General features: G+C 68.9%; 22 protein-coding genes. 10 read left to right on the top strand and 12 right to left on the bottom strand.

Annotation, left to right across the window (positions count from 1 at the left end; translation table 11 throughout):
* Positions 1 to 18 precede the first annotated feature (18 nt).
* The 4 genes from CLM62_RS24160 to CLM62_RS24145 all read right to left on the bottom strand — a co-directional run bounded on the left by CLM62_RS24160 (position 19) and on the right by CLM62_RS24145 (position 5,325).
* On the bottom strand, positions 19 to 876 hold the full coding sequence (locus tag CLM62_RS24160) for an enoyl-CoA hydratase/isomerase family protein (protein ID WP_095751992.1): 858 nt from the start codon (positions 874 to 876) through the stop codon (positions 19 to 21).
* Between the two features lie 37 nt (positions 877 to 913).
* On the bottom strand, positions 914 to 3,139 hold the full coding sequence (locus CLM62_RS24155) for an acetate--CoA ligase family protein (protein WP_095751991.1): 2,226 nt from the start codon (positions 3,137 to 3,139) through the stop codon (positions 914 to 916).
* Between the two features lie 111 nt (positions 3,140 to 3,250).
* Complete coding sequence (locus tag CLM62_RS24150; RefSeq protein ID WP_179382206.1) at positions 3,251 to 3,667, bottom strand: transposase; 417 nt, start codon at positions 3,665 to 3,667, stop codon at positions 3,251 to 3,253.
* Positions 3,664 to 5,325 carry a recombinase family protein gene (locus CLM62_RS24145; protein WP_179382205.1) on the bottom strand — a complete coding sequence of 554 codons (1,662 nt, stop codon included), beginning with the start codon at positions 5,323 to 5,325 and terminating at the stop codon, positions 3,664 to 3,666. Before CLM62_RS24145 ends, CLM62_RS24150 begins: the two co-directional genes overlap by 4 nt.
* Before the next feature lie 299 nt (positions 5,326 to 5,624).
* Here CLM62_RS24145 and CLM62_RS24140 point away from each other — a divergent pair, with 299 nt between their 5' ends.
* The 3 genes from CLM62_RS24140 (at position 5,625) to CLM62_RS24120 (ending at position 8,139) form a co-directional block, all read left to right on the top strand.
* Positions 5,625 to 5,927, top strand: a complete 303-nt coding sequence (locus tag CLM62_RS24140) for a hypothetical protein (protein WP_095751988.1) — start codon at positions 5,625 to 5,627, stop codon at positions 5,925 to 5,927.
* 560 nt (positions 5,928 to 6,487) lie between these two features.
* Positions 6,488 to 7,549 (top strand): AAA family ATPase, encoded by a 1,062-nt coding sequence (locus CLM62_RS24125; RefSeq protein ID WP_218835622.1) that lies wholly within the window; start codon positions 6,488 to 6,490, stop codon positions 7,547 to 7,549.
* Complete coding sequence (locus tag CLM62_RS24120; protein ID WP_257004059.1) at positions 7,546 to 8,139, top strand: hypothetical protein; 594 nt, start codon at positions 7,546 to 7,548, stop codon at positions 8,137 to 8,139. Before CLM62_RS24125 ends, CLM62_RS24120 begins: the two co-directional genes overlap by 4 nt.
* Positions 8,140 to 8,658: 519 nt before the next feature.
* Here the strand turns inward: CLM62_RS24120 and CLM62_RS24115 are convergent.
* Both CLM62_RS24115 and CLM62_RS24110 read right to left on the bottom strand, forming a co-directional pair.
* Positions 8,659 to 9,870 carry an NAD(P)/FAD-dependent oxidoreductase gene (locus CLM62_RS24115; protein WP_095751985.1) on the bottom strand — a complete coding sequence of 404 codons (1,212 nt, stop codon included), beginning with the start codon at positions 9,868 to 9,870 and terminating at the stop codon, positions 8,659 to 8,661.
* 250 nt (positions 9,871 to 10,120) lie between these two features.
* Positions 10,121 to 11,743, bottom strand: a complete 1,623-nt coding sequence (locus CLM62_RS24110; RefSeq protein WP_257004057.1) for a subtype B tannase — start codon at positions 11,741 to 11,743, stop codon at positions 10,121 to 10,123.
* Positions 11,744 to 11,935: 192 nt separating this feature from the next.
* Here CLM62_RS24110 and CLM62_RS24105 point away from each other — a divergent pair, with 192 nt between their 5' ends.
* The 3 genes from CLM62_RS24105 (at position 11,936) to CLM62_RS24095 (ending at position 13,477) form a co-directional block, all read left to right on the top strand.
* Positions 11,936 to 12,385 carry a DoxX family membrane protein gene (locus CLM62_RS24105; protein WP_095751984.1) on the top strand — a complete coding sequence of 150 codons (450 nt, stop codon included), beginning with the start codon at positions 11,936 to 11,938 and terminating at the stop codon, positions 12,383 to 12,385.
* Complete coding sequence (locus tag CLM62_RS24100) at positions 12,382 to 12,792, top strand: Zn-ribbon domain-containing OB-fold protein (RefSeq protein ID WP_095751983.1); 411 nt, start codon at positions 12,382 to 12,384, stop codon at positions 12,790 to 12,792. The genes CLM62_RS24105 and CLM62_RS24100 overlap by 4 nt, the downstream gene beginning before the upstream one ends.
* Before the next feature lie 82 nt (positions 12,793 to 12,874).
* Positions 12,875 to 13,477 carry a GNAT family N-acetyltransferase gene (locus CLM62_RS24095; RefSeq protein ID WP_095751982.1) on the top strand — a complete coding sequence of 201 codons (603 nt, stop codon included), beginning with the start codon at positions 12,875 to 12,877 and terminating at the stop codon, positions 13,475 to 13,477.
* Positions 13,478 to 13,497: 20 nt separating this feature from the next.
* Here the strand turns inward: CLM62_RS24095 and CLM62_RS24090 are convergent, their stop codons facing one another.
* The 5 genes from CLM62_RS24090 to CLM62_RS24070 form a co-directional block, all read right to left on the bottom strand.
* Positions 13,498 to 14,163 (bottom strand): pyridoxal 5'-phosphate synthase, encoded by a 666-nt coding sequence (locus tag CLM62_RS24090; RefSeq protein WP_095751981.1) that lies wholly within the window; start codon positions 14,161 to 14,163, stop codon positions 13,498 to 13,500.
* Positions 14,164 to 14,188: 25 nt separating this feature from the next.
* Positions 14,189 to 14,632, bottom strand: a complete 444-nt coding sequence (locus CLM62_RS24085) for a pyridoxamine 5'-phosphate oxidase family protein (RefSeq protein ID WP_095751980.1) — start codon at positions 14,630 to 14,632, stop codon at positions 14,189 to 14,191.
* A gap of 102 nt (positions 14,633 to 14,734) precedes the next feature.
* The gene (locus tag CLM62_RS24080) at positions 14,735 to 15,073 is read right to left on the bottom strand and encodes an XRE family transcriptional regulator (protein WP_095751979.1); all 339 of its coding nucleotides are present in this window, start codon (positions 15,071 to 15,073) and stop codon (positions 14,735 to 14,737) included.
* Positions 15,070 to 15,447 (bottom strand): type II toxin-antitoxin system RelE/ParE family toxin, encoded by a 378-nt coding sequence (locus CLM62_RS24075; protein WP_095751978.1) that lies wholly within the window; start codon positions 15,445 to 15,447, stop codon positions 15,070 to 15,072. Before CLM62_RS24075 ends, CLM62_RS24080 begins: the two co-directional genes overlap by 4 nt.
* A 79-nt stretch (positions 15,448 to 15,526) precedes the next feature.
* The gene (locus tag CLM62_RS24070; RefSeq protein WP_095751977.1) at positions 15,527 to 16,699 is read right to left on the bottom strand and encodes an acetyl-CoA acetyltransferase; all 1,173 of its coding nucleotides are present in this window, start codon (positions 16,697 to 16,699) and stop codon (positions 15,527 to 15,529) included.
* Between the two features lie 111 nt (positions 16,700 to 16,810).
* Here CLM62_RS24070 and CLM62_RS24065 point away from each other — a divergent pair, with 111 nt between their 5' ends.
* On the top strand, positions 16,811 to 17,998 hold the full coding sequence (locus tag CLM62_RS24065; RefSeq protein WP_095751976.1) for an acyl-CoA dehydrogenase family protein: 1,188 nt from the start codon (positions 16,811 to 16,813) through the stop codon (positions 17,996 to 17,998).
* A gap of 35 nt (positions 17,999 to 18,033) precedes the next feature.
* Positions 18,034 to 18,501 carry a nitroreductase/quinone reductase family protein gene (locus CLM62_RS24060; RefSeq protein WP_095752067.1) on the top strand — a complete coding sequence of 156 codons (468 nt, stop codon included), beginning with the start codon at positions 18,034 to 18,036 and terminating at the stop codon, positions 18,499 to 18,501.
* A 107-nt stretch (positions 18,502 to 18,608) separates the two neighbouring features.
* On the opposite strand, the gene CLM62_RS24055 is transcribed toward CLM62_RS24060, so the two are convergent.
* Complete coding sequence (locus CLM62_RS24055) at positions 18,609 to 19,256, bottom strand: TetR family transcriptional regulator (RefSeq protein WP_095751975.1); 648 nt, start codon at positions 19,254 to 19,256, stop codon at positions 18,609 to 18,611.
* 122 nt (positions 19,257 to 19,378) lie between these two features.
* On the opposite strand from CLM62_RS24055, the gene CLM62_RS24050 reads away from it, so the two are divergent.
* Positions 19,379 to 20,158: a VOC family protein gene (locus CLM62_RS24050; protein WP_095751974.1), complete on the top strand. Its 780-nt coding sequence runs from the start codon at positions 19,379 to 19,381 to the stop codon at positions 20,156 to 20,158.
* A 169-nt stretch (positions 20,159 to 20,327) separates the two neighbouring features.
* On the top strand, positions 20,328 to 21,251 hold a 924-nt coding region (locus tag CLM62_RS24045; RefSeq protein ID WP_143659133.1), incomplete at its 3' end, for a serine/threonine-protein kinase.

Genomic DNA, 21,251 nt, shown 5'->3' with positions numbered 1-21,251 from the left:
ATGGCTGCTGCCTGATCCTCAACGGCCCCTGAACTCGGGCGCTCGCCGCTCCACGAAGCCGGCCACCCCCTCCTGTGCGTCCGCGGTCGTCATGTTGATCTCCTGCGCGGCGGCCTCGGCGGCGAAGGCGGTCGTGCGGTCGGTGTCGAGGGAGGCGTTGACCAGCTGCTTGGTGAGGGCGAGGGTGCGGGTGGGGCCCGTGGCGAGGCGTTCGGCCCACGCGCGGGCCGTCTTGTCCAACTCCCCGTCCGGTACGACGCGATTGACCAGGCCCAGACGCTCGGCTTCCTTCGCGGCGAGCGTGTCGCCGAAGAACATCAGCTCCTTCGCCCGCTGCGGGCCGATCAGACGGGGCAGGAGATACGCGCCGCCGCCGTCCGGGACGAGCCCGCGTCGTACGAACACCTCGATGAACCGGGCGGATTCCGCGGCGAGGACGAGGTCGCAGGCGAACGCGAGATGGGCGCCGATGCCCGCCGCCGTCCCGTTCACGGCGGCGAGCACCGGCTTCTCGCAGTCGAGGACGGCGGCGATCAGCCGCTGGGCGCCGGAACGGATCGTGCGGGCGACATCGCCGGCGATCCGCTCCCCGGCCACGGACGTGCCGCGGAGGTCCGCGCCGGCGCAGAACCCACGGCCCGTGCCGGTGATCACGACCGCCCGTACGTCCGGGTCGGCGGAGGCCTCCGACAGCAGCCGGATGATGCGTTCCCGCTGGTCAGGAGTGATGGCGTTGAGGGTCTCGGGCCGGTTGAGGGTGATGTGCGAGACGTGATTGTCAGTGGCGTGCTGTACCAATGACTCAATGGAATTTTCCGTCGTGTCGGGACATTCCGGCTGCTCTTGGTTTGCGTAAGTACGGGGGGAATCAGGCATGTTCAACTCAGACATGTTCGACCCAGACATGTTCATCTCAGCGGCACACCGCCAGCGCGTCCAGCGCCACGGCTCCCTGCCCCCTGGGCAGCACCATCAGCGGATTGATGTCGAGTTCCGCGAGGTCGTCCCCGAGCTCCAGCGCCATGCGCTGCACCCGCAGCACGACCTCGACGAGCGCGTCCAGATCCGCCGGGGGGCGCCCCCGGACCCCCTCCAGCAGGGCCCGCCCGCGCAGTTCGGCGCACATGTCCCGCGCCTGCTCCTCGCCGAAGGGCGGCACGCGTACGGCCACGTCCCGCAGCACCTCGACGAGCACCCCGCCGAGCCCGACCGTCACGGTCGGCCCGAACAGCTCGTCGTGGGCGATGCCGACGACCATCTCCACGCCCCGCTCGACCATCTGGCACACCAGTACGCCATCCAGCGAGACACCCTCGTAGCGGGCGATGTCGGTCAACTCCCGGTAGGCGTCCCGGACCTGGCTGGCCGAGGTCAGCCCGATCTTCACCAGGCCGAGCTCGGTCTTGTGGGCGATCTGCGCGCCGGACGCCTTCATCACCACCGGGTAGCCCACCAGCCCCGCCGCCCGCACGGCCGCCGCCGCGCTGGTCACCAACTGCTCGCGCGGTACGCGGATGCCGTACGCGCGCAGCAGCTGCTTCGCCGCGTGCTCGCTCAGCTGTTGTCCTGGCCGCATCAGCTCCTGCGCCTTGCGGAAGGAGGGCGAGGGGGTGCGGGGGGCCGAGTCGAAGGGGGAGCGGTAGCCGGTCACGAACCGCTGGTGGTCGAGGTGGGCGCGGACGGCGGTGAGGCAGTTCGTGACCGTGCGGAAGGTGGCCACGCGCGAGGAGCCCAGCAGCACCTCGCGGTACGCCGGCTCGGTGCCGACCGGCGACCCCCACACCACGCACACCAGCTTGTCCGTCCGCTCGGCCGCGTCCACCAGGTCCTGGACGAGGCGGTCACTGAGCGGCGGGAACGGACCGGTGACCGGGCAGATCAGCACGCCGACCTCCGGGTCGTCGAGGATCGCGTCGATGATCTTCCGCCCGCGCCAGTCGCCGACCGGGTGCCCGCCGTTGTCGACCGGGTTGGCCACGCTGAGGTACTCGGGTATCCACTGGTGCAGTTCGGCCTGCTTGGCGTCCGACAGGACGGGCAGCCGCAGCCCCGCCTCGGTGGCCAGATCGGCGACGTGCGCGCCCGTGCCGCCCGAGATCGAATAGACGACGACTCCGTCGGCGCGGGGCGGCCGAGCGCGGGCCAGCAGGGCGGCGGTGTCCTGGAGTTCGTCGAGACCGTCGACGCGGATCACCCCGTACTGCCGCATCGCCGCGTCCACCACCGTGTCCGCACCGGTCAGCTTGCCGGTGTGCGAGGCGGCCGTGCGGGCGCCGGTCTCGGTGCGTCCCACCTTTACGGCGACGATCGGCACGCCGCGCCGGGCGGCCCGGTCGGCGGCGAGCAGAAAGGAGCGGCCGTCCTTCAACCCCTCGACGTAGCAGGCGATGACACCGACCTCGGGCTGCTCGGCGAAGTAGGAGAGGAAGTCGGCGGTCTCCAGGTCGGCCTCGTTGCCCGTGGGCGCCCAGTGGGAGAGACGGATGCCGAGTTCCTGGAGGGCGAAGACGGGCCGGCCCTGGTGTCCGGACTGGGTGATGAGGGCTATCGCCGGGCCGTCCAGGTCCTCCCGGAACCGTTCGAAGGCGTTGAGGTTGGTGTTCGGCCCGAGCATCCGTATCCCGGACCTCGCGACGGCGGCGGCGAGCCGGTCCTGGGCGGCTGCGCCCTCCTCGCCGGTCTCCGCGAAACCGGAGGCGAAGACGACCGCGAACTTCACCTTGGTCTCGGCCAGTTCCTCGATCACGGGAAGGGGGTCGGCGACCAGCAGCACGGCGAGATCGACCTGCTCGGGCAGGTCGGCGACGGAAGGGGAGCAGGGGATGCCGAAGACGGACGGGCGGCTCGGGTGCACCGGGTGCAGCCGCGCCCCGACGCGCTCGGCCCAGGTGATCAGCTGCCGGGTGACACCGGTGTTCGGCCGGCCCTCGGTGTCCGAGGCGCCGATCACGGCGACGGACTCGGGACGGAAGAGGCGGTCCAGATCGGGGACGTCCGTATACAACGGCCGGCCGCTGACATCGAGATCGTCGACCTCGGCCGGGCGGCCGTGGACGGCGGGCCCGGGCTGCTCGCCGCAGGCGATGACCCGGGCCCGGCGGGAGTCGGTGGTGAGGGTGCCGTGGGTTGATCCAAGCATCGGTCCGCCCGCTCCTGTGTGACAGCGATTAACTGACGCACTGTCAGATTACTGAACTGACGCTGTGTCAGGAACGGCTGTGCAGGCAAAGTTGGGTACCGACGGCTGCGGTCATGTCATCGACAACGGGAACGCCTTCCGGTCGCCGTTCCCGGCGATCGCCTTCACGATCTTCTGTGCGTCGATGGCCAGTTCGCGGAACATTCCGCTGATGGGGTTGCCTGATCCACCATCCGTAAGTTCCGTGAGGTCGTCCGCCGCGGCTCCCAACAGGGTCAGGACACCAGAACGGATCTCACCCACCACATGCAGCAGCGGAATCATCGGGTGGTGGTACGCCACCGTCCCCCGCCCGTCGGTGGTCAGATACTCCATGAGGGCCTGCCATGCGCCGCTGCGGAACCAGACTCCCTGCCGCTGGCGGATCGCCTCTGCGTGTCCCCAGGATTCGATCTCGGACCACTCCGCCCCATGGCGGAGGCGGTGCAGCATCCCGTTCAGGGCCTGCCGCAGGTCCAGGTTGGTCATCGAGAAGTGCCGGGGACCGTGGTACTGAGCGATGATTTCCCGTGCTGCCTTCCACTGTGTCGCGCTGACGTCCGGCGGCACGAGCGTGCCGGTTTGGTGGTGCCAGGTAGTGACCTGCAGGGGGCTCCGGACCGCTTGACGAAGCGGCCGTTCTCAGGGAGAACGGCGATGCGGAACATGTCGAAGATCTCGGCCTTCTCGGCTGCATCCAGCTTCGCCAGCCGCTCCCGGGAGGAGCGGGCGAGCGAGACGATGGCGTTCGCCCTGGCTTGTGTCTGCTCATACTCGGACAGCCAGTGCTGCACCTCTTCGAGCTGCTTCCTCCAGCCCTCGACTTCCTCCCGCAGCCTCTTGACCGCGGCCGCGGCCACGGCAGGCTCCATGCCCGCCTTGATGTACTCGGGTACGGCGTCCTCGATCAGCTTCTCTTGCTTCTCGATGCTCGTGGCCAGGCTCTCCTGGCGCTCCAGGTACTTGTGCCGGTCGCCCGGGAGGGAAACGACCCAGCGGTCTGCGAGAGCCCTCAGGCGGGCCTCGTCCGCAAGGAGCTCGGTCACCTTGGACCAGACAGCGTTCTCGGTCTCGGTCGCATCCAGGTTCGTGCAACCGCAGCCCGACTTGGTGGAGCTGTTGCCCTGACAGCGGTAGGCGCGCTGCCCCGTCCGCCCTCCTCCGACGTAGACCCGTCCGCAGTCGCTGGCGATGTGGCCGCTGAGGGAGTAGACCCGGGTGGGCTTACGGGGCTTGTTGATGGACCGCTTCTTGAGGGCAGCCTTCAGCTCCTCGGTCCGGTCGGGAGTGAGGATCTGCGGTACGGCGATGCGTACGGGCTCGCCGTAGACCGGCGTGCCGTCCTCGTAGAGCCTGGTGGCCTTCTTGCGGTCGCCGCGGTTGGTCTTGCGGTATGTGGTGTAGCCGTCGAAGGTCTCCGAGTGCATGCGCTGGTAGAGGTTGGTGGCCGTCCATGGCTTGCCGCTGCGTGTGTACATCGCCAGCCGGTTCAGCTCGTCTGCAACCTTCTCGAAGCTCTTCTTGTCGTCGACCAGCAAGGCCACGGCCTTGAGGATGACGCGGGCCTCGTCCTCGCAGACGACGAGGAAGGAGCCCTTCTGGCCCTTGCCTTCGATCCGGTAGCCGTACGGCGCCGGGCCAGCGGGCCATCCGCCGTACTCGATCTTCTTGTTCCGGCCGTCCAGCGTCCGCTGGCGGATGCGGTTCCACTCCATCTCGGCGAAGAACATGTACTGCTGGAACATCGTCCAGCCCAGCTCGGTGCTGGTGTCGATGCGCTCCTGGATGGAGATGGAGTGGACGCCGATGTCCTGCATGCGCCAGGCCCAGTTGAAGGCAGCGCGGGCCGTACGGCCTACGCGGTCCACCTTCGGGACCACGATGCGGTTCGCCTTGCCCTCCCGGGCCCGCTCCTCCAGGCGGAGCATGTCTGGGCGGCGGTCCAGAGCGCCGCTGACACCCTCGTCGGAGAAGGTCTCCAGGATGGTACGCCTGGCGTCTTCGGCCTCCCAGGCGCGCAGTTCATCGTCCTGGACGTCGAGCCCGTAGCCCTTTAGCTGCTCCTCTGTAGAGGCCCGCTTGTAGGCCAGTGCGATGATCTCCGTCTCCGTCGTGGCAGGTTTGGGGCGGCGCATAAGCTTGGTCATGTCAGTCCCTCCGTGACTGGCCAGGCCCCGGGGTATGTGGCGTACCGCCGGGGTCACCCATGTGGCGCAGATCTTATGGGGTGCCACTGTCAGTGCGTGGGCCGAACAGGATCTCCAGCAGCCGCTGCCCCGGGCCATCGTCGGGTCGCCACGTTCCAGGTCATCTTGAGCCGGCCGCCTCGGCCGGTCCTTCCCGTTCTGCACGGGTCCTTCCTGCGAGCCCTCTTGCTCCTCGGCCCGCAGGCGGTGCTGCCAGCGGACGCTCTGCTCCGCGACCGCGGCGCCAACCAACCGGTCTCGTGCTGCTCTCGCTGGCTTCCTTTGAGCCGTTCTGCGACAGCGTGCAAGCGCGGTTGCGGCGCCAGCTCACCGCTGATTACCCCGTACTGGCCGACACCGACACCTACGGGCCCAGCGCGATCGAGGACCTGCTCGCCGAAGGCCATGTCCTGCCTGCACTCGACGCCCTCGATGACCGCTCCGAGCCCGGCCGCGCGGCAGTGGTCACGGTTCTCAACGACACCCTCGACCCGCACACCCCCATGGTGCTCACTTGCCGCACCGCCCTCTCATCACCGCTGTGGCCGAGGCAGGCGTCCTGATCGGCGCGGCCGTCATAACCCCCGCGCCCGTACGCCCCGACGACGCCCTGGTCCTGCTACGCCTGGCCACTGCGCCCGGCCCGCGTCAAGAACCGTGGAACGCGTTGGCCGAACGTCTGACGCAAGAGCCTCAGGGCGCGGTTGCCCAAGCCCTGGCCAGTCCCCTGACAGTAGCGCTGGCCCACGCTGTCTACGCCGACGCTCACGGTGACCCGGGTGAGCTTGCCGACACCCGCCGCTTCCCGACCACTGAAGCCAGCGAACACCATTTGCTGGACGCTCTCGTCCCCATCGCTCTGTGCAAGCGTCTATAGGCAGAACCCAGCCGATCGGCGCCGATACGCTCCGGAGCTTCAAGGCTGAGGCACTTTCCCAGATCGCACCCCAGTACGACGAGATCTCCTTGCTCCGAAGGGAGTTGGCTGCCGCTGCGGATGCCGAGATCTACACGCTCCCGTCTCAACCGACCAATGTCAGAGGGGCGTTGGAGTCTTGACAGGTGCTGTGAACGTCATTCACGCTTGACCGGCAATCGTGAACAGCGTTCACAGGGAGGTGTCTTGCCGGACACATCCGAGTCGGGCGACCAGCTCGTCGGACTGTTCGAAGTGGCCGAGATGGCTGGAGTCAGCCGGACAGTCATTGCGAATTGGCGCACGCGCGACAAGCGTTTCCCGGCCCCCATCGCGGATCTACGCAGCGGCCCAGTCTTCCGGGCGAGCCAGATCCGTCGCTACCTCAAGCGGAGGAAGAAGCATATGGCCCATGTCATCTCGACCATCAACTTGAAGGGTGGTGTCGGAAAGACCACCACCACGGCCGCGCTCGCGGAGTTTCTCTCCGCAGAGTTCAACAAGAGAGTCCTAGTCATCGACCTCGACCCGCAGACCAACCTGACGACGGTCCTTATCGGAGAACAGAAGTGGGAGAACCTCAATGACAGTGGGTACACACTGGCAACCCTGTTCCGGGATGCCCTCCGCCCCGAAGGTGAGTCTCCGCAATTTGACCTAGGGAAGACCCTCCAGCGAAATGTCTCGTCGGTCGACTCGGTCCGACGGGTCGACCTCCTCCCCTCCTCGCTTGACCTGATCGATGTCCAGGACCGATTGGCGTCCATGCCTTCGGGACGCTTCTACTCCAACAACCCGACCGATCTTCTACGCAAGGCGGTACGGAAGATCCTCGACGATTATGACTATGTGCTGGTGGACTGCCCGCCCAACCTCGGAATCGTCACCTTGAATGGTCTGCGAATCTCCGATGGCTACATCATCCCAACGATTCCGGATGTTCTCTCAACCTACGGAATTCCTCAGATCCAACAGCGTGTGCGAGCCTATGCGGAGGGCATTGGGGAGACGATCACCGAAATCGGAATCGTCGTGACGAAATACAAGGCAAACTCTCCCGTACACCGGAACACCGTCCTAAGGCTTGAAGATGACGAAGAACTTCCAGTTGTGCTGCCAACCTATATCCCGGAGAGAGACAAAATCGCTGGTTCGGCTGACTTCGTCGACCGCAGCACCCTCCGACAGAAATACGGGTATCAAGGCGAGTACGATGCATTCCGTTCGATGACGAAGCAATTCATCGAGCTGGTTGAGGAGAACGCATGACCGAGCGGAGCAATAGCCAGTCCGATACCGTGGGCGATGACCTCTCCACCGAAGGCGCTCTGAACCAGAGCGGCAGTAGCACCTTGCACGCGGAAGTGCAGCAGGCCGGCGAAGCCCTGCTGAAACTCGGAGCATCCGACCCGGAGCTTGCAGGAACGCTCGCGCGCGTCCTCGGCGTAGTCGCATCTGAAGCCGCACGCACGTCACGCTTCTCCAAGGCGCTCAACAAAGCACTGGCCAGTCCTGAGCCGCCCACGGCGTCACGCTCGACTGAACGTCCGAGGCGTCCGAGCAGACGAGCCCCCGGCGTAATCGAGCCATTTGCAATCTTCGCTGAGTCTGGCGAGGCGGGCCTACGCTCGCGGCTCAAGGAGCTTAACCTCGAACAGTTGCGTGACGTCATCGCCGAGCACGGAATGGACCACGATCGGTTGGCCATGAAGTGGAAGGACCCGCAGCGGGTCATCGACCGCGTCGTTGAGCGAGTCGAATCCAGGGTCATGAAGGGTTCGGCTTTCCGGGGACGACCAAGTCAATCTACGACGCAGCCAGGTGAAGACAATCCGAAGGCAGACGATCCGTCAGAATAACGTGAGACACGGAAGCTCCATGTCGTTCAGCACGTGAACCTCTCGACACCCAGCGAGGCATGAGACATCCTCGTACGGACATGTCTCATGCCGAGCTATCGCGCGTGTTTCCAGAAGGTCACTACTCCGCCGCGGATCAGGAGCGGTTGTGCTATGCCTGTCGGCAGCCGCGTGGCCGGGAAGTCGGTCAACTCCAGCCACCGAGCCACCGACACGGCACGCTATGTCTCCGCCAGGACCGCAGAATCACGAGCACCCGAATGATGACCGGCAAGGACGCATGCTGGTAACCCGCATTCGACCCAAGCCGCAGCAACTGGGATCTGTTCGGGTCCAGTCCAGCAGCCTCGCACACATCCCGGAGGATGGTCTCCACGCCTTGTGCCATGAACTCCGTACTCCCGTCGTCCTGGCCCTGCCGTCGCCCGCGATCATGCCATCGGCCCACCGTCGTGTGTGCCGCCCCGTGCATGAAGCCGCTCCAGTATTCGGAGGTTTCGTACGGCCCAGTGACGGTGTCTACGTCAGACGGGGGAGTCGGGAGACCTGTCGTCCGCCGTCCCTGGCGATGACCTTCGCGATCTTCTCCGCGTCGATCGCCAGTTCGCGGAGCATGCCGCTGATGGGGTTGGCGTAGCCGGTAAAAAAGAGGCCGCGGGCGTTGTCCGGGGTGCGGGCGCCGTGCACGACCGGCTTGCCATGGGGGTCGAGCACGTCGAGGTGGCCGACGAGGCCCTCCAGGGCGCGCCGGTAGCCGGTGGCCGCGATCATGGCGTCCGGCTCGACGCGGGTGCCGTCGGCGAGGACGACCTTGCCGTCCTCGAAGGCCTCCACGGCGGCCACGATCTCGACCCGCCCCTTGCGGACGGCGTCGATCAGGCCGACGTCCTGCACCGGGATGGAGCCCTCGGTCACCCGGCTGTACAGGCCGGTGTCGGGGCGGGGCAGGCCGTGGGCCGACAGGTCGGGCACGCTCAACTTGGCCACGGGCCTGGCGAGCCGGTCGACGAGGCCGACCGGCAGCCGCCGTACGAGCACGGCCGTGTACTGGGCGGCCCAGCCCGCCGTCGTGCGGCGCACGATGTGCGGAGCGGTGCGGACGGACAGCCGTACGCGCGAGGCGCCGCCCTCCACCAGGTCGACGGCGATCTCGGCGCCGGTGTTGCCGATGCCGACGACGAGGACGTCACGGTCGGTGAAGGGCTTCGCGTTGCGGTAGTCGGCGGCGTGCAGGAGTTCGCCGGTGTAGGTGTCGCGGCCGGGCCAGTCCGGGATGCGCGGGGTGTGGTTGTAGCCGGTGGCGACGACCACCGCGGCGCCGGTCAGCTCGCGGCCGCCGGTGGCGTGCAGCAGCCAGCCGGTGCCGTCGGGCGAGCGGTCGATGCGGGAGACCTCGACGCCGGTGACGATCTCCAGTTCGTGGTGCTCGGCGTACTTCTCCAGATAGCGCACCATGTTGTCCCGGGAGACCCAGCGCCCGAACCGGCGGGGCATCGGCAGCCCGGGCAGGCCCGACAGGCGGCGGGTGGTGTGCAGGTGGAGCCGGTCGTAGTGGCGCCGCCAGGACGCCCCGACGCGGTCGGACTTCTCCAGGACGACGGCGCGGAGACCCCGGGCGCGCAGCGCGTACGCGGCGGCGAGCCCGCCCGGTCCGCCGCCGATGACGTACACGGGGCGGTCTGTGTGGTTCGTCGGCTCCGCGGGGTTCGCGGGCGCTGGGGAGTCGGCCATGTGCGGGAGCGTAATCACGAGCGGGGTTGATGGGTCTCGGTCAAGACCGGAATTGGTTGCGGATTGATCACGGCTGTAGGAGGAGTGGGTGGGGCTCGTGGCGTAGGGCGCGTGGTTGTGGTGGCGGCGTGGGTACGGGGGCATGCCACGGCGCCGGGCCCGACCGGTGCGAAGGGCTCGGCGCCGTGGGGCGGTGACCGGGTATGACGGGAAACCGGTACCGCGTTCTGGGGGAGTGGCCTGTCGGCGGCTACTTCCTCTTCTGGCCCGACACCTTGGCGACCCAGGTGAAGAAGTCGGCCGGGTCGGTGTTCGCGCCGTGGCCCTCGTCCCAGTAGTAGAAGTGGTTGACGTCGTCGCCCAGACCGGCCGCGGCGGCGGCGATGTTGGCGGAGACCGTGTGCGAGGTGTCGGTGTCCTTGGTGCCGAGGCGGATCCACCAGTGCTTCGAGCGGCCGGGGTTCCGCTGCCCGAGGTGGTACATCGGGTTCATCAGCCGCAGCTTCTCGGGGATGTCGGCGGCGAGGCGCTTGCCGGTGGCGCCGGTGGTGTCGTTCTTGAGGCTGTATGCCGTGAAGTGGCGTGACTCGGTGGTGCCCGTGCCGAACAGGTTGTTCTCGCCGGTGGAGAGGTCGAAGGCGTCGAAGGCCGGCGTGGTCTTCTTGCGGGCGCCCACGTGGGTGAGGAAGCCGGCCCAGGTGAAGGTGGCCTTGCCGTTCTTCCAGGTGATGAACGTGTTGTCGGCGAGGTAGGAGGCGCGGTCGGAGTCGGACAACTGGCTGAGGTACCGGGTGGCCGACGGCTCCAGGTACTGCTCGACCAGGTACTCGTCGTAGTTGCGGGCGGTCAGCGGACCGAAGCCGCTCAGGCCCTTGAGCTTGAGGGAGGCCTGGTACTCGGCGAACTGCGCCTGCAGCGCCTTGGACACCGTCTGATCGACGACCTTGCCGGTGGACTGGGTGACGTTGGAGCCCCAGTTCCACTCGTAGGCGCCGTCGGCGTGCTCCAGGTCGGTGATCGGGCACCAGGCGCCGGTCGCGAAGATCGCGTCGGACGCGGCGGCCGCGCCGAGCTCCGCGAGGTACTTGTCGTAGATCCCGCTGTCGCCGGACGCGCCGAGCAGTGAGGACAGGGCGCCGCCCGCGCTGGTGCCGGTGGAGACGATCCGGTCGGTGTTGCCGGGGATACGGCCCTTGTTGAACCGCACGTACCGCACCGCGGCCTTCAGGTCCACGATGGCGGCCGGGGCGGTGCCGTAGTACTCGCCGTCGGCGTTCTTCAGCGTACGGCCGCGGGCCCCGGGCTCCACGACCACGTACCCGGCGGCCAGGCCGAGCTCCGCCATGCCGGGCATCTTGGACGTGTCGACGCCGCCGCCCGTGGACCCGCCGGTGGACCCGCCCGTGGACCCGCCGGTAGAACCAGCGGGCGGCATACCGGCGATGCCGCCACCGCCCACCCCGTCGGCGTCCGAGACGCTGGACGGCATGTAACCGCCGACCGAGTTGGCGAGGATGATGGGCGCGTCGGAGGCGTCGACCGCCTTGCCGTCGATCTCGACCGGCACGCTGACGTTCAGGCTCTGGTAGGTCTCGTCGACCGGGTCGGCGACGTAGGTGAGGGCCTTCCAGAAGTGGTAGGTCACCTCGCGGTCGGTGCCGGAGGCGTCGGTGATGGTCGTCGTCAGCTTCGTGTAGCCGTCGGGGTCGAAGGCCAGCGCGTCCGAGGACGAGGCGGACGAGGAGGCGGCGGACGAGCCGCTCGTTCCGCTGGAGGCCTGTGCGCTGAACGCGATGCCGCCGACCGCAGCGGCACCGGCGGTTGCCCCGATGCCTATGACGACGTTCCTGCGCTTGACTGCCCTGTGCTTCACGATGTGGTCTCCTCGGCTGCGGTTGTGCTTGCGTCTGTGAACGTAAGGCAAGCGCCGACAAAATTGCCAACAATCCAGTCCGATTCATTGTGGACGCACAGCTTCACCGGGAATGCACAGGTTGCTCTCATGGGCAGCCTCATGAACGCAGCGGGCTTCCCGAACCCCAGAATCTGACGTACCGTCAGATCCATGGACACGATCTGGCTCACCGGTGCGCAGTGGCTGGCGGTCCTGCGCATAGGACTCGGGTTGTGGTGGCTGGAGAGCTGGCGGCACAAGGACAAGAAGAGCTGGTTCGAGGGCGGCGGGATCACCTGGGCGGCGGACGTGGCGGCCGAACACCGCTGGAACGCGGTGCGCAGCGGCTTCGACGTGGTCGTCGCGCCGCGCCCGAGGACCATGGCGTACGTCGTCGCCTACGCCGAACTGGCCCTGGGACTAGGGCTGATCCTCGGCTTCCTGACCCCGCTCGCGCTCGTCGGCGGCCTGCTGCTCAACGTCCTCTACTTCACCCTCATGATCCACGACTGGGCCGAGCAGGGGCAGAACTCGATGATGGCCCTCATCTCCCTGGTGGCCCTGTTCGGGATGTCGTGGCAGTCCTGGTCGATCGACAACGCGCTGGGGCTCTTCCAGTGAGCGCGCCCACCCCGCAGAGCGCGCGCTACGACCTCCCCGAGGCGGACGCCTTCACCCGGACCTACTGGGACGCGGCGGAGCGGGGGCGGCTGCTGCTGCGCCGCTGCGGGGCGTGCGGGCGGGCCCACCACTACCCGCGCGAGTTCTGCCCGCACTGCTGGAGCGAGGACGTGACCTGGGAGCAGGCGAGCGGCCGGGCCACGCTCTACACCTGGTCCGTCGTCCACCGCAACGACCTGCCGCCCTTCACCGGGCGCACACCGTACGTCGCCGCGGTCGTCGACCTCGCCGAGGGCCCGCGGATGATGACGGAGATCGTGGAGTGCGGCCGAGACGAGCTGCGGGCGGGGATGGGGCTGGAGGTCGCCTTCCGGGACGGGGTGCCCGTGTTCCGGGCCTGCCGGTGAGGTCGCGAGGGGCCACAGCCCGCGAGGGGCGACAGCCGAGGCCGAGCGGCAGCCGGCGGGGCGCAGCGGCTTCAATGGCCTGATGGCCCACGTCGACGAGCAGTACGCCGCCCACCCCTTCCCCGACCTGCACGGCCCCGGCATACGCCTGCGCCCCTGGGACCCCGAATCCGACGCCGACGTCGCGACCTGGCTGCGCGGGACGACGGACCCGGAGTTCCGGCGCTGGAACACGCCTCTCAAGCCGGTCAGCGACGCCGACGGCGCACGCGAGTCGCTGCGCTTCAGGGCGATGCAGGCGGCGGAGGGGAGAGCGGCGTCGTACTGCGTCACGGACACCGACACCGGTACGCCCCTGGGTCACATCGGCGTCAACGGGATCAACCCCGACATGCGCTGCGCGCGCGTCGGCTACTGGGTCCTCCCCGAGGCCCGAGGCCGCCGCGTCGCCACCCACGCGCTGGCCCTCACCGCCCACTGGGCCCTCACCGACCTCGGCCTCCACCGCCTCGAACTCGGTCACGTCGTCGGCCACGAGGTCTCCTGCCGTGTGGCCGAGCGGTGTGGGTTCGTCCACGAGGGGACGCTGAGAGGTGCGATGTTCGAGGCGGGCCGGCACGACGCGTTCCGCGACATGCACCTGCATGCGCGGCTGGCGACGGACCCGGAGCCGGCGGTGGGGTAAAGGGCAAGGCCGGCAAAGGGTCACGGCCACAGCAACTCCTTGGCCCAACGTCCCCCCTTCCTCCGGTAGTTGAGCCGCACATGCCGCCGTCGCTCATCGCCCTGGAAGAACTCCACCTCCTCCGGCTGGAGGTGGTAGAGCGTCCAGGACGGCACCGGGGAGTCCGGTTCCCGCTGGGCGTGCTCCCAGGCCGCCTCGGATGCTCGGGCCAACTCGTCCAGGGAATCGAGGACTTCGCTCTGACGCCCGGTCAGCGCGGCCGCCAGCGCTCCCGTCGACCGCGCGTGCAGATCCGCCTGGCCCGCCTCCGCCGGAGCCGCGGTGACCGGGCCCCGGACCCGCACCTGGCGGCCGAGGACCGGCCAGTAGAAGCCGAGGGCGGCGTACGGGCGGGCGGCGAGGTGGCGGCCCTTGCGGCTGGTGGCATGGCTCGCGAAGGACCAGCCGTCCGTGTCGGCGCCGTGCAGCATCACGGTCCGTACGTCCGGCAGGCCGCCCTCGTCCGCCGTAGCGAGGGACATGGTGTGCGGCTCGGTCTGCCCGGCCGCCACGGCCTCCGTGAACCACGTGGTGAAGAGGGGCAGGGGGTCGGCGGGGGCGGCGGCCGGGTCGAAGGGTGGGAGCTCGGTGACGTCCGGGGCCCACACCCGTAGTGACCTCAGCAGCTCGTCAAGATCCGTTGTCATCCCACGATTGTCATGCGGGCCCGGCTCACTCCGGCGCGTAGTCGTCCGCGGTACCGAGGTCGGACGACACCCAGCGTTCGGGCCGCATGCGGATGACGACCTGCTCGCCGTGGTTCTTCCAGGAGAAGTCGACATAGGCGTCGACCTGCTCGGCCGGGAGGTAGCGGGCCGAGATCTCCCGGAGCTGTTCGAGGGTGGTGGGCGTCGTGTCGACGACCGGTCCCTCGACCGACACGTACCGGATGGTGGGTTCGAGCCGGTCGACCATCAGCGAGAACCGGCCCGCCGCGCTGATCAGCTGGTTCTTGCGGGAGTCGAGCTCGGTCGTGATCCAGATGTCGCCGCCGGGCTCGTACTGGTACCAGATCGGTACGGTGAGCGGGGCGCGCCCCGCTCCCGCGTCGACCGCCAGCGCGGCGACGTGCGGCTCGGCCAGGAACTGTTCACGCTGTTCGCGGGTCAGGGCCATGTCGGTCTCCTCCAGCGGCTCGGGCCTTTACTTCACAACAACGCCTGCCCCGCGGGAGCGTGTTCCCCTCCGACGCCGTACGCCGACCTACGCGGCCCTGGTTCAGGCGACCGTGTACGCGGCGTCGCCGAAGTCCGCCACCACCCGGAGCTCCCCGCCCAGAGCCCGTACGTAGGCGCGCAGGGTGGCGACCTCCGTACGGTCGATCTCGCCGTGCTCGATGGCCGAGATCCTGGGCGTGGAGACACCCATCGAGTCCGCGATGTCGCGCTGGGTGAGTTCCTGCTCGCGGCGGATCTCCGCCAGCTTGTAGGCGCGGACCTCGGCGAGGAGCTGCTCCTTCGCCGCCTGCTTCTCCTCCGGCGTCATCACCGGGATCCCAGCGGCCCGCTGCCGCTCGTGTGCCCGGCGCTTGACTTCCTCCCAGGGAACGGTGCTCATTCATACTCCCTTGTGTGCAGCTCGGCGATGTGGTCCCAGTAGCGCTTCTCGGCGATGGGGATGTTGGTGTCGTACCAGCCGTTCCAGTTCCCCGCCTTGTCCCCGGCAACCAGTAGAACAGCGCGGCGCACCGGGTCGAAGGCGAACAGAATGCGGATCTCGCTGCGTCCGGCGGATCCGGGCCTCAACTCCTTAAGGTGATGCTGCTCAGAGCCCTTGATCCGGTCGACCAACGGACGGCCGAGCGACGGGCCCTCGTCCACCAGCGTGTCCACGGCGACTTCCACTTGCTTGGCGCTGGCAGGGTCGGACTCGGCCAGCTCGTCGAACCACGTCGCCACTTCCGCGACGAGAATTACTTCCCATTGAGCCATGAGAAGAGGATTAATGCAAGTGTTAACCTCGAGGCTCTGATCAGGCCTGATTCACCCAAACGGGTGGCCCTTGCCCGTCTCACCCTCGCCCCAGCACCACCGTCCCTGACGAGCAGAACCACCCACCCGTCCCCGAGGCCACCGCCACCCCCGGAAGCCGCCCGCCCGCCTTCCGTACCTGCCGTTCCCCCGCCTCCCCCCGCAACTGCCGCACCGCCTCCACCAGCAAGAACAGCCCCCGCATCCCCGGATGCTGCGCCGACAACCCACCCCCGTCCGTGTTCACCGGCAGCTCCCCGCCCTCGACCAGCAGCCGGCCCTTCTCCACGAACGCCCCGCCCTCGCCCTTCGCGCAGAAGCCCAGGTCCTCCAGCGTCACCAGGGTCATGTAGGTGAAGGCGTCGTAGATCTCGGCGAAGTCGATCTCGTCCGGCCGCACCCCCGCCCGCTCGAAGGCGAGCCGTCCGCTCACCGCGGCCGGGGAGACCGTGAAGTCCGGCCACTCGGACATGGCGGCGTGCGAGACGTGCTCCCCGCTCCCGAGCACCCACACCGGCTCCGTACGGCAGTCCCGTACGTACTCCTCGGCCGCCAGCAGCACCGCCGCCCCGCCGTCGGAACGGATGCAGCAGTGCAGCTTGGTGAACGGGTCCGCGATCATCGGGCCGGAGAGCACGTCGTCGACGGTGATCGGATCGCGGAACATGGCCTCCGGGTTCAGTGCCGCATTGGCCCGCGCCTGGACGGCGACGGAGGCCAACTGCTCGATCGTCGTGCCGTGTTCGAGCATGTGGCGGCGGGCGGCCATCGCGTACTTGGCGATGAGGGTGTGGCCGTAGGGGACCTCGAACTGGAGCGGGCCCCGGGACCCGAAGGACAGGTTCCCGGTCCTGCGTCCCGCCCTGATGTCCGCGCGGGCGGTCGAGCCGTAGGCCAGCAGCACCGCGTTCGCATGCCCGGCGGCGATCGCGTCCGCCGCGTGGGCCGCCATGACCTCCCAGGTCGAGCCGCCGACCGAGGTCGAGTCGACCCAGGTGGGGCGCAGGCCGAGGTATTCGGCGACCTCCACCGGCGCGAGGGTGCCCGTGCCGGCCGAGGCGAAGCCGTCGATCAGTGAGTGGTCCAGGCCCGCGTCGGCCACGGCCCGGCGGGCCGCCTGGGCGTGCAGGGCGTACGGGGTGGCGTCGTCCACGCGGCCGCAGTCGGAGAGGGAGACACCGACGATCGCGACATTCCGTGATGCCCTCGTCATGAAACTGACGGTACATCAGATAGGGGCGGCGTCGGCAGGTGTCGTACCCCTGGGCATCCCGATCCCCGCGCCCTAATATGACGCACCGTCAGATCGGAGAAGGGGGTCCCCATGGACGCCGGCTTCACCGCCGAGCAGGACGAGATCCGCCGTACCCTCCGCGAACTGCTCCGCAAGCGGTGCGGACCGGGTGAGCTACGGGCCGCCGTGGACAGCCCCGCCGGACACGACCCCGCCCTGTGGACCGCCCTCGCCGAACGCCTCGGCCTGCCCGGACTCGCCCTCCCCGAGGCCTACGGGGGTGTCGGCTGCTCGGCGACCGAGCTCGTCCTCGCCTGCGAGGAGACGGGGCGCGCGCTGGCCCCCTCGCCGCTGCTCGCCACCGCCGTACTCGCCGGGCCGCTGATCCTCGCCCTGGGGACCGGCGCCCAGCGGGCCGAACTGCTCCCGCGGATCGCCTCCGGCTCCCTCACCGCCGCCCTCGCCGTACCCGGCACCTCCCTCGCCACGGCCCTCGCGCTCACGGGGGAGAACGGCGGCGACTGGGCCGGCGGCGGACGCGCCGGGGGGGTGCAGGCCAGGCGGGCGGGGGACGGCTGGCGGCTGTACGGGCAGGCCGACCAGGTGCTCGACGGACACAGTGCGGGCCTCCTCGTGGTCGCCGCACACGCCGGCGGCTTCGCCCGCTCGCGGACGCTGCTCTTCCTCGTGCCCGGGGACGCGGACGGGCTCATGCGCGTACGGCAGACCGCCCTGGACGCGACCCGGCCGCAGGCGCGGATTCAACTGCGGGACGTAAAAGCGGAGTTGCTGGGCGGCGACGAGGAGACAGGCGTACTCGCCCCCCTCGCCACCGTCGGCGACACCGCCGCCGCCGTCCTCGCGGGCGAGGCCGTGGGCGCCGCCGATCAGGCGCTGGCCCGGACCGTCGAGTACGTCCGGCAGCGGGAGCAGTTCGGGCGGGCGATCGGGTCCTTCCAGGCGGTGCAGCACCGGCTCGCCGACGTGTACGTGCAGGTGCAGGCGGCGCGCTCGGCCGCCTACTACGCGGCCTGGGCCACCGCAAACGGAGAGCGCGTCGCAGGACTCGCCCTCGCGCAGGCCCTGGAGGCACTGCGGTCCGCCGCCGCCGAGGCGATCCAGCTGCACGGCGGCATCGGTTTCACCTGGGAGCACGAGGCTCACTTGTACTTCAAGCGGGCCTCGGGAGACGAACTTTTGTTCGGTCCGATGCACCGGTTGCGGGCGCACGCCGCCGACGCGGCCCAACTCTTCGAGGTGAAGGAAGTGACGGTGTGATCGACGTCCGGACGGCCCGGAACGTGGCCCAGAACATGATCCAGAAGGCGGTACAGAAGATCTCGTCGACCCGTGGCTTCGCCAAGGTCGCCCCCCATGTCGTCCCCGCCCTCGACCGTGCCGTCCACCGGCTCTCGCGCGGCCGAGTGCTGCTCAGCGCGCAGCTGCTGCCGGGGGTGATCCTGACCTCGACGGGGGCGACGAGCGGCCTGCCCCGGCGGACGCCGCTGGCCTGTATGCCGGAGGAGGGCGGCGAGAGCTGGATTCTCATCGGCTCCAACTTCGGGCGGCCCGGTCATCCCGCCTGGACCGGCAACCTGCTCGCCCATCCGGACGCCTCCATCAGCTGGCAGGGACGGGACATCCCCGTCAGGGCCCGGCTGCTGGAGGGCGAGGAACGGGCGGCCGCCTGGAAGGCGGTGCTGGCCTTCTGGCCGCCGTACGCCACGTACCAGGCACGGGTGGAGCGGGAGATACGGCTCTTCAGGATCGTACGAAAGTGAGCGCACACAGCGCCGCACGCAACGCCGCACACAACGCCGCAGGCGGCAGCCCACCGGGTGGACTGCCGCCTGCGTGACAGGACTTGGGAACCTGAATAAAAGAGGTATTACCTGGTGGGCTTCTTGCCGGTCACGCCCAGATGCACCAACAGGGCGAGATTCGGCTTGAGTTCAGCCTGCTTCACGCCCCATGTCTGGAACCCCTTCTGGTGCGAGGCGACGGCCGCGAGCATCGCGACGATCGAGCCCGCGATGGCAGCCGGGTTGACGTCCTTGTCGACCCGGCCCTTGGCCTGCAACTCGGAGACGGCGTCCACCAGCGAGTTGTTCACGGAATTGAGGATCTTCATACGGATCTTGTAGAAACGTTTGTCGCCTTCGGCGGCGCCCAGGTCGACGACTCTCAGAATCGCGTCGTGCTTGCGCCAGAACTCCAGAAATCCGTCGACGAGTTGCTGCGCGGTCTGCCAGCCGGCCTTGCCGACCCAGGACCGCCCTTCGAGCAACTCGGTCAACCCGGCGCCCTCGGCGGCCATTTGCTCGGCGATCTCCAGGACGGCGCCCTCGACATCCGGGAAGTACTGGTAGAAGGTCGCGGGCGAAGTGCCCGCTTTCCGGGCGACATCGATGACTTTGACGTCCCGGTAGGGAGAGGAGCTGAGCATCTCGCTGAGGCAGTCGAGCAGCTTCTGCCGGGTCGCCTGCCCACGCCGACCGGCCACGCGGCCGTCGACGGTACGCACTTGTCCTGTCATGAAGTCAGCTTACCGAGGGGTGATGGGAGCGCTATTCGGCCGACTGCAAATGGGGTGCGCGAAGGTGCGGGGGATGGTGTGCCTGGTCTGCGAGGTGCGTGCGACGCCGTTACTTTGGCGACATGGCCGAAAACAGGGCATCGTGGTACGGAGAGGACGTCTACGGAGAGGGTGTCCCCTGCTGGGTCGACGCGCAGCTTCCCGACGTCGAGGCGGGCAAGCGGTTCTACGGCGAGCTCTTCGGGTGGACCTTCGAGGAGGCGTACGGCGGTTCGGTGTGGGCCCGTCGCGAGGGCAGGCCCGTCGCAGCTCTCGACCGCAAGGTGGACGGACGTATGCCGACCGTCTGGACGGTGTACTTCGCCACCCCGGACATCGAGGGGCTGGCCGACCGCGTCTGGGCGGCCGGCGGTCAGGTCGTCACCGCGCCGGTGCCGGTCGGTGACCTGGGCGCGGCCGCACTGGTGGCCGATCCCGAGGGCGCCGTCTTCGGTCTCTGGCAGCCGGGCAGCCACGCGGGCTTCGGCAGCCGGCACGAGCCGGGCACCTTCGTCTGGGCCGAGCTGTACACCCGGGACATCGAGACCGCCAACGCCTTCTACGGCGGGCTCTTCCACGACGCCCTCTTCGGGCCGCAGGCCCACCCCGACTTCGGCCGCGCGCTCGTCTCCGAGGTCTTCCCGGCCGAGATGCCGCCTCACTTCCTGGTCCATTTCGGCGTCGAGGACTGCGAGGCCGTCCTCGGGACGGTGAACCGGCTCGGTGGACGTGTCCAGGCGCCACCCTTCGAGACGTCGTACGGCAGGGTGGCGGTGGTCACCGACAATCAGGGGGCGTCGTTCGCGGTGCTGGAACGGTCGTTCGCGGTGCCGGAGCGGGAGATCGTGGTGCCGGAGACGTAGATCATTCTGCTTTGATGTGAGACACCCCATTTGTCACCGGGTTCGCAACCAGGGCCCCGGCCAGGAAGAATCGGGGTGCGTGCCGCCATGGCGGTGCGGTGGTGAGACGCTGCACGGGGTCGCGTACATATGTGGAATGACGTGGCCCGTACGGGGAGGTGGCAGGCAAGTGGTGGATCAGCTGACGCAGCACGATCCGCGGCGGATCGGGCCGTTCGAGGTGCTGGGACGGCTGGGTGCCGGCGGCATGGGGCTGGTCTATCTCGCGCGCTCGGCGTCCGGCCGGCGCGTGGCGATCAAGACGGTCCGCACGGAGCTCGCCGAGGACCAGCTCTTCCGCGTCCGCTTCACGCGTGAGGTCGAGGCGGCCCGAGCGGTCTCCGGCTTCTATACGGCGGCCGTGGTCGACGCCGATCCTCGCGCGGCCGTGCCGTGGCTGGCCACCGCGTACGTTCCCGCGCCCTCGCTCGAGGAAATAGTGAACGAGTGCGGGCCGCTCCCGGCCCAGGCGGTGCGCTGGCTGGCGGCGGGCGTGGCGGAAGCCCTGCAGTCCATTCACGGTGCCGGTCTGGTGCACCGCGACCTCAAGCCGTCCAACGTCCTCGTGGTCGAGGACGGGCCGCGGGTGATCGACTTCGGTATCGCGTCCGGTGTATCGAACACACGTCTGACGATGACGAACGTCGCCGTCGGTACGCCCGCCTACATGTCGCCGGAGCAGGCGAAGGACTCGCGCAGCGTCACGGGCGCGAGTGACGTGTTCTCGCTCGGCTCCATGCTGGTCTTCGCCGCCACGGGACACCCGCCCTTCCACGGCGCCAACCCGGTCGAGACGGTCTTCATGCTGCTCCGGGAGGGCCCGGACCTCGAAGGCCTCCCGGACGAGCTGCGCCCCCTGATCGAATCCTGTATGCAGATGGAGGCCACGGCCCGCCCCAACCCGGCCGACCTCCAGGCCCAGCTCGCCCCCCACCTCTTCGGCTCCGGCTCCGACGACAGCGGTACGGCGTCGGCGTGGCTGCCCGAGCGGGCGGTCAGCCTGATCGAGGCGCGGCGCGGCGGCCGCCCCGCGGCGAAACCGACGCAGGGCGGT

Origin of the sequence: Streptomyces sp. SA15 (genome assembly GCF_002291145.1) — a bacterium.
In the GTDB taxonomy this organism is placed as follows: Bacteria; Actinomycetota; Actinomycetes; order Streptomycetales; family Streptomycetaceae; genus Streptomyces.
Note: the sequence above shows the minus strand (reverse complement) of the source record. Positions and strands in the feature narration are given on the sequence as shown.